Source organism: Tessaracoccus sp., assembly GCF_016714275.1.
Classification (GTDB): Bacteria; Actinomycetota; Actinomycetes; order Propionibacteriales; family Propionibacteriaceae; genus Arachnia.
In genome coordinates, this window is sequence record NZ_JADJNP010000009.1 from 56,900 (window position 1) to 67,727 (window position 10,828).

The window sequence follows — 10,828 nt, forward strand, 5'->3', positions numbered from 1 at the left end:
GAAGCATGGACCCGCGCGGCCGCCGCATCCTCGTCTTCGGAGACAGCCTGACCCACCGGGGTGCCCGGACCGCCCCCGATGGCGTCCCGGCGTTGCCGCTGGCGAACCGGACGGGGACGCCCGGCGACCTGCTGGCGAGCTACCTCCTGACGGCCGGCGCGGCCGCGGTCCGCGTCAACGGGCGCGTCAGCCGGAGCGCCATCAACCTGTGGAAGGGCAACAACGGTGAGAACGGGGCGGCGGTCGTTGCCGCCGAGGCCGGCGCGCGGCCAGACCTCGTGATCATCATGCTCGGGACGAACGACCTGGGCATGGGCGCGGCCGCCGACGCCGCGGCCTTCCAGCGGTTGCGCGACGCCTTCGCAGGCTACGGCGCCGAGGTCGTGGCGATCGGGCCACCGGCCTTCGCCCGCGCAGACCTGAACGCCAAGGCCGTGACGGTCTACCAGACGCTGGCACGGGTCTTCGGTGCGGATAACGTGATCGACGCCCGCCCGTTGTCGGCTGACGTCATCACGACCGTCCAGGGGCGCGCCGGCGATGGCATCCACTTCGCCAGCAGCGGCGCAAGCAAGGTCGCGGCGCGGCTCGCCCAGGCTGTGCTTGCGCGGCCGGGGCGTGTCGCCGCAGGCGGCGCTGCGGTCGTGGCGTCGACGCCATCGCCGTGGTGGGCTGCTGTCGGCGCTGCCCTGGCGGCGGCCACGATCGGCGGCGCGGTGCTGGTCAAGCGCCGGCGGCGTAGCCTCGGCGCCGTGACGGTCGACGCCGACGAGGTGCCGGCGAAGTACCGTGACGAGGTCGTCGCGGCGGCAGCCCGTGCCGAGCGCGCCGGCGCCGACGGTCCGCTCGAGTACGTCGGCATGGGCGGCGAGGGCGTCGTCTTTTGCGACAGCGCCGGGCGGGCGTACAAGGTCGGGCGGTGGCGTGGCCCTGACGCGTCGACGCTTGCCGACGAAGCCGCCTTCCTCAAGAAGGCCGGGCAGATCCCGACGATCAAGCAGCACGTCGCGAAGTTCTACGCGTACGACGCGACCAACGACGTCATCGTGCGTGAGTGCGTCCGCCCGAAGGGCGAGCGCGGCAAGTACGCACGGCGGAACATGCCGAGCGACAGCGATGCGTGGGACATGGCTGACCGGATCGGCAAGGTGATGCGGCCTTACGGCTTCACGGCGCCCGAGCGCAAGCCCGACAGCTTCGTCCACGTCAGCGGTCGCGGGCTCGTGCTCGTCGACGCCGGCTTCGCGCTCAAGCGTGGCCACGAGCTGGTCAAGGAGGCCCTGGACGTCGCCAACGAACGACGCCCCGTGACGAAGCGACGCGCACAAGACCTCGTCTGGGCACTCGCGGCCGAACGCGGTGACAGCATCCCAGCGAAGGTCGCCGATCCGCTGATCGCGCGGCTGCGGGCACAGACGCCCGGCCTCGACGGCGTGACCAAGGTGATCTCGCAGCCGTGGCTCGACGTCGACGACGACATGGAGGTCGCGGAGTGGCGCGTCACCGACGAGGCCGACATCGACGGCGTCGAGCTGCGGAACAACATGGACCCGACGAAGACCGTGCTCGCGCACCGCTCGACGAAGCAGCGTGGCTGGCAAGCCACGTGGTTCGACGCCCTGGGCCCCGCCAGCGACGTGATCCGGCCGACGCTCGTGGTGGCGCTCGAGGACCAGGCACCGGCGTCGGCGTACGACGTGGTCGCGGTCCACCTGCGGAGTCAGCGTTAGGCGGCGTGGGGCCGCTTGACGCACTGGACCTGCCGGTAGCTGCCGCTCGGGAGCCGCTTGTGGATGCAGACCTTCATCTGCCCGAAGTCGACCCAGTAGCGCGCGTCCTTGCGGGCCGCCGTGAGCGTCGCAGCGTACTTCGCGGCCCGCGTGCCACCGAACGTCAGCCGGTACGTACGCGGATTTGGCTTGGTCTTTGACTTGGACATGTCCCAAATCTACCATACGCCCCGACGACATGATCAACACCCGCACCATCTGGTACCACGGCGGCAACCGCGTCACCGACTGGCGTGACTATCACTGGGACCGCGACCGGACGACCTCGGACGCAATCCTCCGGAACTACGTGGGCGCATCGACGAAGGCGGACGCGGCGATCCAACTCTACCACGACCTGTTCCGGCACGACGACGCCGCCTACGTCGCGGCGATGCACGCCGTGGGCTTCGACGGGTTCATCGTGCCCCGGCGCCAGGCCGGTAGCCGGCAGCGAGACCACCTGATCCTGTGGAACATTGCTGCTGTCGAGCTGGGTGAGGTGGCGATTCCGGACGAGGGCTGAGGTGTGGTAGGCTTCCGGTTCAAATGCTAGCGTAACGCCATAGCCATTCGGGGATCGTCTAATGGCAGGACAGCAGCCTTTGGAGCTGCTCATGGAGGTTCGACTCCTCCTCCCCGAGCTACGTTGTCAGCCCCGTGTGGTAGCTACCAGCCATGACTGAGCCTGGGCCTGCGTTGACGTCGCCGCAGTTCACGAAGTACGAGCCGGAGTTCACGGTCGGGGGCTATGGTATCAAAACCTCCGGGCTCGTCTGTGGCGCGGGCACGCACGTTCGCATCCTGGCGCTCGCGCAGACGACGCATCCGCCGTCGGCCACGCGCAATTATCCGACGATGATGATCACCGCGACCGTCGAGCTGACGGCGACTGTTGGCGTCGGTCGCCCACGCTGCGATGGCTGTCAAGCACGCGCGCCGGCGCCCGCCGACGACGACGCGTTGTGGTTCATCCTCGAGAACCATGACGGCAACCGGGTCGTGTTCGCAGACGCAGAAGACATCCGGGACGAGCGCGACCAGTACCCGGTAAAGGGTTGGGCACGGTACGCCGATGCGCTGCTGTGCCCTGACTGCGTCGCCGCCGTCGCGGCGGCACTCAAGGCCCGCAAGGCCACCGGAGGCGCCCCATGAGCGTCCGTGAGCTGGGGCCGACGTCGTTCGTGCTCGTCGACGGTACGCACGTCTGGGCGGCCGACTTTCGTGATCGCGCGATCGTGCTGACCTCGGCGGCGGTGCCGCGCCGCGGCGGTCCGGGGATTGAGCACCGCGCCAGCCTGCGCGACCTCGACGCGCGGCTGTTCGATGCGAACCGGCCAGACTGCTTGCGGGCGCCGACCGAGCTGATCATCACGGGCGCTGATTGCACGACGGCCGGCGTCATCCTGACGATCGCAGTCGACCAACGGTCGACCGTGTTGGCTGGCGCGCGGCTCGCGGGTGGGTGGCTGCTGACCGTCCCGATCCACGTCCCACACGGGCGACCGTTCCGGCTCGAGGCGGCGGGGCCTAAGCCGTTCATGTTGTGTCTGCATACGCTGATCAAGGTCGCGGCAGACACGGAGGCGCTGCTCGACGGGCGCGAGGCGTGATGCGGCGCCAGCACCCGACGATTCTCCGCGTCGACCTCGCCCCGGCGGCGTCGCTCGGCCGGCGCCGCCCCAACCGGGTCCACGGCGCGTTGTGGGCTGTAGTGGTCAACGGCCGCCGGATCACGGGCTGGGCTGACGCGGCCACCGCGACGCGGTGGGCCTTGACCTACGGCGGAACCGTCGTCGTGCACCGATCGGCCCGGCCTTGACCCCGGCCACGGCCCCCGGTAGGCTCGACACATGCCCATCTCCTGTCGTTTCGGCAAGCTCAAGCGTCCCATCGGTCGTCGTCGCTGCAAGAAGGCCCCCAAGGGCCGCGGCGCCCGCGCCTCCTACGCCTACACCCCCAAGCAGCTGGGTCGCAGCCGGCGCCGGAAGCGTCGGTAGCCCGCGCACGGTGTCAGGGCGGCGTGGTACGTTGCCGAACCGCAATGTCCTACGCTTGGTTCAACGGCATCGAAGAACGGCTCGCGGCGGTCGCCCAAGCGATCCGGACCGCGCGCAACCGGGGCGGGCACGGGGTCGACATGCGTCGCGAGCTGCGCCCTGATGTGGCGCAGCTGGTAACGGCGCTCCGGGGCGTCCCGCTCCGGGAGACGATCGCCGTCGGCGCGCGCGTCACCGTCCGGAGCGGCGCGCCGGGCGCGATCTACCGCGATGCCGTCGGGTTGACCGGCCAGGTCGTCGCGCAGCGCGACGAGTCGGTCACCAAGCCGGGTGGCATCGCACCCGCGGCCCCGCCCATCCGACGGCTGCTCGTCCACTTCGAGGCGCCGCCGGCGAGTTGGCCCGAAGCGCTCGAGGGTCGACTGTGGATCGACGAGGACGATCTCGACCTGGCGTGACGGCTGGGTTGACTTTCCGATCGAATTGTCGCATATGCTACGGCTGTGTTGAACCTCGACGCGCCGTTCCTGTTTCAGTTCAGCGACATCGTCGCCGGCAACGGTTTCTTCGCGCACGTCGAGGGCGGCGGTCGCGGCTTGATGCGCAGGCTGCCCGACGCCACGCGCGTGTGGGTCGTCGGCGTGCGGCCGGGTCTAATCGGCGGGCGGGCTGACCAAGCCGCTGCATTCCACGCGTTCCGGGCGTACTACCAACGGACGATCTTCGACATCGCCGCAGGCGCCGCAACCTTTGACACGTTCAAGTCGCGCGTCGACGAGTTCTTGCAGTACATCGATGATGCGGATACGTCCCGGTGGGGCGACGCGCTCGCACAAACCCTCCGGACGAGCGTACCGCCGGGCCTGGCACGGGTCGTCGATGGCACGCCACCATCGATCCGCACCGTGACACTCATCGACAAGCCCGAGCCGCGGTTCAACAAGCTGAGCGAGATCGCTTGGGCGACGCCCGTGGACCTACCGTGATCCCCTACCTGTTCGTCGGCGACCTGCACGGCAACATGGCCTCCGCGGACCTCGCGATCGCCGAGGCGGCGCAGTACGGTGCGACGATCATCCAGGTCGGCGACTGGGGCTTCCTCTGGGGATCGTCGACGCGGACGATCCCGGACGACCCAGACATCGATCCGGACGACTTTGGCGCGCAGGTGGCGCATCGGTTGGCCTCACCGCGGCTAATCGATCAGACCGACAACCTGAGCGCGTTGCTCGTCGCGGCCGGCGTGTCCATGCGCTACGTCGACGGCAACCACGACGTCCACCCGCTCTTGCGTGCGTACCCGCCTGGCGACGACAACGTCGCGCCGAACCTGACCTACCAACCGCGCGGGTCGCTGTACGTCGACGCCGACGGGACGCGGTTCGTGTTCCTCGGCGGTGCGGTCAGCATCGACAAGGCCGCCCGCGTGCCCGGCCGGTCGTGGTGGCCCGAGGAGGCGGTCACGGCGGCCGACGTCCGTGCGGCTGAGCGCCATGGCGCAGCACATGTACTCGTGACGCACGACGCGGCGGTGTTGCCGCCGGGCGTCAGCGACGTCGGCGTCGCGGTCGGGCACCGCCTCGCGGCGGCTGACAACCGTGCGTACATCGCCGAGGCGATCCAGGCGCTGCGACCGCAGGTCCACGTCCACGGGCACTGGCACCGGGCGTACCAGACGCGCGCCGGACGCATGACGACGATCGGGCTTGACCGCGACGGTCACGCCGGGCTGTGGCGCCTGTGGCGCCGAGGAGACGACTGATGGCTGATCATCCCAGGATCCGTGTGCCGACGCTTGCGCTCGCCGAGGTCGGACTCTCGACGGGCGCGGTCGAGTACGCCGGCGTGACTGCGGTCTGGCTCGAGCCTGACCTCGTAGTCTCCGTGCCGCCGCCCCAGCTAGCGTCCGAGGTCGTCCGCGCGGCGATCGTCCGTCGACCACCTCTGTTGCTAGTTGACCCCGTCGGTGCAGCTGCGATGCTGGCGTCGAGTCCGGCGCCGCGTCGCCGCTCGCGCGGCGCCGAACTCGCGACTCCGCACGGCGTTGCTGCGGCGCTCAAGGCCGAGGCGCCACAAGCACCGGCGGGCCCCGACGACGCACCGCCGACGTGGCGCCACATTATCCAACGTGCCAACCGCAAGGCCGCCGACCGACGCAAGGCGAAGCGGGGCTGGCGATGACGGCGTGCAAGACCTACGTCCTCCACTGCAACCTGGCCGTGTGCTCGGCGGTGTTTATGGCGCTCGACGAAGACACCGTCGGCGGTGTCCGGCGGCGCGCCGCAGCGGAGGGATGGACCCACGGCGCAGTTCGTGCGGCCAACGGTACCGCCTGGGCGAGCGGCGACTGGTGCCCCACACACGGCGATCACGCGCGCCAGCCTTGACGCGGGCGCGTCGCGGATCCATAGTGATGCTCGTGACCAACTCGAGCCATTGAGGCGGCGCGTAGCGCGCTGACCCAGTTCATCATCGTCCGTGCCGACATCCCGGTAGGCTTCGCGGCGCCTTGCTCGTGTGCTGTGTCGGCCGACTCGACGAGCCAGCGACGGAGGCCGACCGCGCGTGGGCGCTGGCGCAGACTGACCAGGCAGCGCAGCGGCTTGCGGACGACGTTGAGCGATACTTCTTGACGAGGGATGCCGCATCATGAGCTTCGACCGTTCCGACCGTACCTTCCTCCGCAACCTCATCGCTGGTGCCGTCGACGAGATCGTCGCTGAAGTCGCCGCCGCGATTGACGAGATCGTTGCCGATGACGCCGACGATCAGGACCCTGACGACGACTCGGATCCTGACGCCGACGTCGATGACGCTGCGGCCGTGCCCAAGGACGACGGACACGTCGCCGTGCCGACCCACACGGTCGTCGCTGCTCGGCGGCTGACAGGCGAACGCTGCGTCGTCGTCGGCGTCGTCGGCGCGTCGCGCGCCGATGGGGGCGGCAACGTGACCGACTTCGAGGTGTTCGACCCCAACAGCGACGGAACGGGCGTGCGGATCCGAATCTTCCGTGATCCTGTGATTCCACAGCCCCAGTTGCGGTCCGGGGTGATCGTGGCGGTCGACGGCATCGCACAGCGTGGTGAGATCGTGCCGCAGATCATCCGGGTTCTGGCTGCGCCGGCGCCGGGATACGTGCTGTGTCCCAGCGCGGTCCCTTCCGGCGTCATTCCCCCGCCGCCCGAACACGGCCTACCGAAGAAAGCTGACTTGATCGCGTGCCGGCCGGGGTGTATTCCGGACCGGGCCGCCGCCGGCTTTTCAAGGTACACGGCGTTCCTGACGACAGACTGTCGCAAGCTCTACATGCAGTGCCAGCACCACGGCAACTGGGTGCGGTACGACGCTGAGACTATCACGGCGACCCGCGACCACGTCGCGCTGAACGCGCACACGGACTACCGGATCGGCGCAGCTTGTCCGGGTGAGGCGGTTGAGCTGATGTGCTGTCGCTCGAGCATCTGGACCGTAGCTCGGAACGGGCGCGACTTGCAGCTGATCTGTGCGACGCGCCTGCACGCACGCGATGTCAAGGTCGAGGTCGAGGTAACTGGCGCGATCACCGTGTATCCGCCGACAGAGGCGGCGTAGCGTGCCCTGGGCCGCCATCATCATCTGCGTCGGCGGGTCGTACATCCTCGCCAGGATCATCGTCGACGTGCTCGAGATCCGGGCGGTGTTTCGGACGCTCGCGCCGGGCGAGGAAGCCGACGTGGTGCTGTTCGGGCGGGTGTGCGTGGTCGCCCGCACCGACGACGGCGGATGGCACTTTTCGATCGGCACCAACCCGGATGAGGACGAGGATTGATCCAATGACCCCCCAGCTCGCAGAAGCCCTCCGCGCCGAGATCCGGCTGACGCTCGAAGCCGACGGCAAGGCCTTTGACGTCAACGTCGCCCGGCGTGTCTACGACCTCGCGATCGCCGCGCGCGACATGTGCGTGGCCGCGGCCACCACCACCGGTGAGGCCATCAAGACGATCGCTGACGTCGGCGGCCCGGTCGAGTCGCTGCAGGGCCCGGGCACGCCGACGACGGTGGTGCAGGCTGCCGAGACCTTCGGCGTGCGCGCGCTCCGGGAACTGATCGCGGCGCTTCGACCGACGCCGGCCGGCACGGGCGTCGTCGGCGCAGGCCCGAACACGGTCGTGCCCGGCGATCTGACGACGTGGCTCGGCGCGCTCGCCGAGGCCCGCGAACTCGGCCTCGCCGACGTCGCCGCAGGCATCGAAGCCAAGCTCTGGCAGTATGGCATCGGCATCCCGGCGGCACCCGCGACGCCGGCGCCCGCACCGGCGCCGCCGTCGGAGGCCGCCTAGATGCGTGCCTGGTACAGCCCGAGCTGGCACGGCGACTTCCGGCTCGTCGCCGCGGCGGATGACCCGGCGGCGTCGCAGCTCGTCATCCTCGAGCCGACTGCGCACGAACGCGGCCTGCTGACGGCGTTTCTTGCTGTCGCGCACAAGCGCAAGTGGACGACGGCGACGCTGCCCGAAGGTCCCATCACGACCCACGTCATCATGCTCAAGGCGCCGGTCGCCAAGGCCGGCCCGGCGCTCGTCCGGGCTACCAAGCCCGCCAAGCGGACGTTGACCGCGGTCACGTTCAAGGATGGCCGCGTCGAGACGGCCGAGACCGCGCAGCTGGAGGCGCTCGCCGAGAAGGCCGCCGCTGACCCCGCCGCGGCTGCTGCGTCGGTGGCGCGGCCGACGCCGTGTTGCCCGCAGTGCGAGCCCGGATCGATCGCGCCGGCGCGCGACGTGCTGCTGACGTTCCTCACGCCGACCCAGCACGCCGACTGGGCGGCCCACCGCGCGATCACCGTCATCGGTGGCCAGTCCGGTCACCGCGCCTGCTCGCGCACCGTCACACCCCGACCGCGGTCCGGCTCGGCAAGGTCTGCTACGACCTCGACGACGGCTTCGTCGTGCACTTCCACGCGTCCGACGTGCCGCCCGAGAGGAGATCCTCGCCGCCAAGCTCATCCTCGAGCACTGTGAGCCGTGGCTGCGCAACGAGGCGACGGTGCTCCAACAGGATGCCGCCGGCGCCTGGCGCGACCTCGGGTTCATGCGCTACAAGAACCCGTTTGGCGACGCCAACGACGGCCGGTGGGACGCGTCGCTGAGCGTCGGGATCGGCGCCGCGCGCTGGCGTGGGCGGCGAGGCGGGGAGGGCCGGCCGGGCGCCCCCGGCGGCGGGGGCGCCCCAGCGCGGCGGGGGGGGGGGGCACCCACGGCGCTGCCTGCCGCGCAGGGGGGCTGCCCCGGCCGGGGGCGGCCACCGGGAAGCTCCGGGGGGGGGGGGGGGGGGGGGGCCTGCGGTGGCAACCTCGCGCACGTCATCATGCAGACGCGCGCCGTAGCCGCGGCCCTTGCCAAGGCACCGTCTGATCTACCGGCACAAGGAGAATCATGACCGCATTGTTTACCGTGTTGGTGATTGCGCAGGCTGGGTTGGCCGTGGGCGCGTGCGGCAGCGTGCTGTGGTCCCGCGGGCGCGGCAACCTGTGGCGCACGCTGCTCGCCATCAGTTTTGGCTGCGGAAGCCTCGCCGGCGGCGCGCTGCACAACCCGTGGACCACCGTCCTGAACGCGCTGCAGTGCGGCTACTGGACGTACTCGGCGATCACGCATCGGCGCGCCGGCCGAGACCGCTAGCCCGCCGCGCGCAGCTCGGCGAGCGCGGCCGCGTCCCGCCGCGCCACCGCGCTGAGGAAGACGGCCAGGCGCCCTCGGCGCCGCGGCGCAGCTCGGCCAGCCGGCCGTCGCGGTCACGCCGTGCGCCGCGCGTGATGATCAGCGGGGTCACGCGCAGGCGATCGCCGCCGTCGAGCGACATCCCGACGCTGCCGTCGGGCTCGAGTTCACAGGCCAGGTAGCGCCACCACTCCTCGACGGTGCGCTGGTGTCCGGGGGATTCATCGACGCGCGCAGGCTGCGTAACCATTCGTAGCGGAGAGTGGATTTGAACCACTGACCTACGGCTTATGAGGCCGTCGAGCTACCGGGCTGCTCTACCCCGCTGTGGATGGTTGTAGCCGGGGACGGCGCGTGTGTCAACGGGCGCAGGCCGTGGTACATCACCCCGTCGGTCTACTTGAAAATCGGTTGTCGCATATGCTACCAGCGTCGAGTATGGCGAAGCAAACCGAGCAGCTGATCGACATCGACAAGATTCCAGACGCGCCGTGGCACCGCGCCGAGTGGTGCGGCAGCCTGATCAGCGTCGGCGGTTGCGACGCGTCTGACTTCGGCCGCGATGACGTCGATCGCGTCGTCGCGTTCACCCGCGACGGGGCGTGGGAGGACGTGGGCGACATCGCGGTGGTCGTCAGGCTCAAGGATGGCCGGTTCGCGGCGTGGACGACGTGGCAGGACATGACCGGGAGCGGGTTCTGCTGCGACGCGTACGGTGGGACGGCCGACATCTACTTCGCTCCGACCGTCGAGGCCGCGCTTTCGACGTTCGGTGAGGTCACACGCGAAGCGCTACGCCAGGTGGCGCAGGCGGGATCACCGCCGTGATGCGCCTCGTGGTCGCGGTCTGGTGCTGTGGCATCGCCTGGGCACTCTACCGGCTCCGCGCCGCCGCGGGCTCGAGGTTTGGAACGCGGGCCGCCTACCCCGTGCACCTTGACCCCGGCCTGTAGTACGATGGGGCGCATGGAGCGGAGTACAACACCACCGCCGAGAAGGCCGCCCAGGCGCCGTCATGTGGCCGATGCCGCCAGACGTCGTCCTCTACGACACGATCCAGACGAGCAAGCCGACGCTCGACGGGACGCCGGCCAAGGGCCGCAGCACCGCGGCCGTCGTCCGGGCTCGTCAGGGCAACGTCACCGGCGTCCGGTTCGTACTCGCGGACGGCAAGATCGACGGTCGGACGGTCGCGGTGGTGCCTGGGCAGCCATGCCGGGTCGTCGGGTCGTGACGGTGACGTTCCGCTACTTCGTGGTGGAGAGCGATGATGAAGGTCAGCGCATCCTCGCCGCAGGGCACACCACCGCGTTGTTCGCCGCGCAGGTCGTTGCAAGCGCCGTCCCCGAAGTCGACG

General features: G+C 70.1%; 20 protein-coding genes and 2 tRNA genes. 19 read left to right on the forward strand and 3 right to left on the reverse strand.

The genetic code is table 11. From position 1 onward, the window contains the following. Nucleotides 1-5: 5 nt before the first annotated feature. Nucleotides 6-1,730 carry an SGNH/GDSL hydrolase family protein gene (locus IPJ61_RS20135; protein WP_297112101.1) on the forward strand — a complete coding sequence of 575 codons (1,725 nt, stop codon included), beginning with the start codon at nucleotides 6-8 and terminating at the stop codon, nucleotides 1,728-1,730. Here IPJ61_RS20135 and IPJ61_RS20140 read toward each other — a convergent pair. Further along, complete coding sequence (locus tag IPJ61_RS20140; RefSeq protein WP_297112103.1) at nucleotides 1,727-1,939, reverse strand: hypothetical protein; 213 nt, start codon at nucleotides 1,937-1,939, stop codon at nucleotides 1,727-1,729. The two genes, IPJ61_RS20135 and IPJ61_RS20140, sit on opposite strands and share 4 nt — an antisense overlap. 29 nt (nucleotides 1,940-1,968) lie before the next feature. On the opposite strand from IPJ61_RS20140, the gene IPJ61_RS20145 reads away from it, so the two are divergent. The 16 genes from IPJ61_RS20145 (at nucleotide 1,969) to IPJ61_RS20220 (ending at nucleotide 9,432) form a co-directional block, all read left to right on the forward strand. Beyond that, nucleotides 1,969-2,295 (forward strand): hypothetical protein, encoded by a 327-nt coding sequence (locus IPJ61_RS20145; RefSeq protein ID WP_297112105.1) that lies wholly within the window; start codon nucleotides 1,969-1,971, stop codon nucleotides 2,293-2,295. 47 nt (nucleotides 2,296-2,342) lie between these two features. Next, nucleotides 2,343-2,413, forward strand: a tRNA-Gln gene (locus IPJ61_RS20150). 34 nt (nucleotides 2,414-2,447) lie between these two features. Continuing rightward, a complete protein-coding gene (locus IPJ61_RS20155) occupies nucleotides 2,448-2,924 on the forward strand; it encodes a hypothetical protein (RefSeq protein ID WP_297112107.1) in 477 nt (158 codons plus the stop codon). Beyond that, entirely contained in the window at nucleotides 2,921-3,382 is a 462-nt protein-coding gene (locus IPJ61_RS20160) for a hypothetical protein (protein WP_297112109.1), read from the forward strand. The genes IPJ61_RS20155 and IPJ61_RS20160 overlap by 4 nt, the downstream gene beginning before the upstream one ends. Next, nucleotides 3,382-3,591 (forward strand): hypothetical protein, encoded by a 210-nt coding sequence (locus IPJ61_RS20165; protein WP_297112111.1) that lies wholly within the window; start codon nucleotides 3,382-3,384, stop codon nucleotides 3,589-3,591. The genes IPJ61_RS20160 and IPJ61_RS20165 overlap by 1 nt, the downstream gene beginning before the upstream one ends. A 31-nt stretch (nucleotides 3,592-3,622) precedes the next feature. Then, on the forward strand, nucleotides 3,623-3,769 hold the full coding sequence (locus IPJ61_RS20170; protein ID WP_297112113.1) for a hypothetical protein: 147 nt from the start codon (nucleotides 3,623-3,625) through the stop codon (nucleotides 3,767-3,769). A gap of 44 nt (nucleotides 3,770-3,813) precedes the next feature. Then, entirely contained in the window at nucleotides 3,814-4,227 is a 414-nt protein-coding gene (locus IPJ61_RS20175; protein ID WP_297112115.1) for a hypothetical protein, read from the forward strand. 45 nt (nucleotides 4,228-4,272) lie between these two features. Continuing rightward, entirely contained in the window at nucleotides 4,273-4,755 is a 483-nt protein-coding gene (locus IPJ61_RS20180) for a hypothetical protein (protein WP_297112117.1), read from the forward strand. Then, the gene (locus IPJ61_RS20185) at nucleotides 4,752-5,531 is read left to right on the forward strand and encodes a metallophosphoesterase family protein (protein WP_297112119.1); all 780 of its coding nucleotides are present in this window, start codon (nucleotides 4,752-4,754) and stop codon (nucleotides 5,529-5,531) included. The genes IPJ61_RS20180 and IPJ61_RS20185 overlap by 4 nt, the downstream gene beginning before the upstream one ends. Beyond that, nucleotides 5,531-5,950 carry a hypothetical protein gene (locus IPJ61_RS20190; RefSeq protein ID WP_297112121.1) on the forward strand — a complete coding sequence of 140 codons (420 nt, stop codon included), beginning with the start codon at nucleotides 5,531-5,533 and terminating at the stop codon, nucleotides 5,948-5,950. The genes IPJ61_RS20185 and IPJ61_RS20190 overlap by 1 nt, the downstream gene beginning before the upstream one ends. Further along, nucleotides 5,947-6,156, forward strand: a complete 210-nt coding sequence (locus IPJ61_RS20195) for a hypothetical protein (protein WP_297112123.1) — start codon at nucleotides 5,947-5,949, stop codon at nucleotides 6,154-6,156. Before IPJ61_RS20190 ends, IPJ61_RS20195 begins: the two co-directional genes overlap by 4 nt. 262 nt (nucleotides 6,157-6,418) lie before the next feature. After that, nucleotides 6,419-7,363 (forward strand): hypothetical protein, encoded by a 945-nt coding sequence (locus IPJ61_RS20200; RefSeq protein ID WP_297112125.1) that lies wholly within the window; start codon nucleotides 6,419-6,421, stop codon nucleotides 7,361-7,363. A 1-nt stretch (nucleotide 7,364) separates the two neighbouring features. Continuing rightward, a complete protein-coding gene (locus IPJ61_RS20205) occupies nucleotides 7,365-7,580 on the forward strand; it encodes a hypothetical protein (RefSeq protein ID WP_297112127.1) in 216 nt (71 codons plus the stop codon). Nucleotides 7,581-7,584: 4 nt separating this feature from the next. Beyond that, nucleotides 7,585-8,091, forward strand: a complete 507-nt coding sequence (locus tag IPJ61_RS20210) for a hypothetical protein (RefSeq protein WP_297112128.1) — start codon at nucleotides 7,585-7,587, stop codon at nucleotides 8,089-8,091. Then, nucleotides 8,092-8,772 carry a hypothetical protein gene (locus IPJ61_RS20215; protein ID WP_297112130.1) on the forward strand — a complete coding sequence of 227 codons (681 nt, stop codon included), beginning with the start codon at nucleotides 8,092-8,094 and terminating at the stop codon, nucleotides 8,770-8,772. A gap of 414 nt (nucleotides 8,773-9,186) precedes the next feature. After that, on the forward strand, nucleotides 9,187-9,432 hold the full coding sequence (locus tag IPJ61_RS20220; RefSeq protein ID WP_297112132.1) for a hypothetical protein: 246 nt from the start codon (nucleotides 9,187-9,189) through the stop codon (nucleotides 9,430-9,432). On the opposite strand, the gene IPJ61_RS20225 is transcribed toward IPJ61_RS20220, so the two are convergent. After that, a complete protein-coding gene (locus IPJ61_RS20225) occupies nucleotides 9,401-9,721 on the reverse strand; it encodes a hypothetical protein (protein ID WP_297112134.1) in 321 nt (106 codons plus the stop codon). The two genes, IPJ61_RS20220 and IPJ61_RS20225, sit on opposite strands and share 32 nt — an antisense overlap. Nucleotides 9,722-9,724: 3 nt before the next feature. Next, nucleotides 9,725-9,798: transfer RNA gene (locus IPJ61_RS20230), tRNA-Met, on the reverse strand. A 111-nt stretch (nucleotides 9,799-9,909) separates the two neighbouring features. On the opposite strand from IPJ61_RS20230, the gene IPJ61_RS20235 reads away from it, so the two are divergent. Continuing rightward, entirely contained in the window at nucleotides 9,910-10,299 is a 390-nt protein-coding gene (locus tag IPJ61_RS20235; RefSeq protein ID WP_297112136.1) for a hypothetical protein, read from the forward strand. A gap of 196 nt (nucleotides 10,300-10,495) precedes the next feature. Continuing rightward, entirely contained in the window at nucleotides 10,496-10,705 is a 210-nt protein-coding gene (locus IPJ61_RS20240) for a hypothetical protein (protein ID WP_297112138.1), read from the forward strand. The last annotated feature ends 123 nt before the right edge of the window (nucleotides 10,706-10,828 follow it).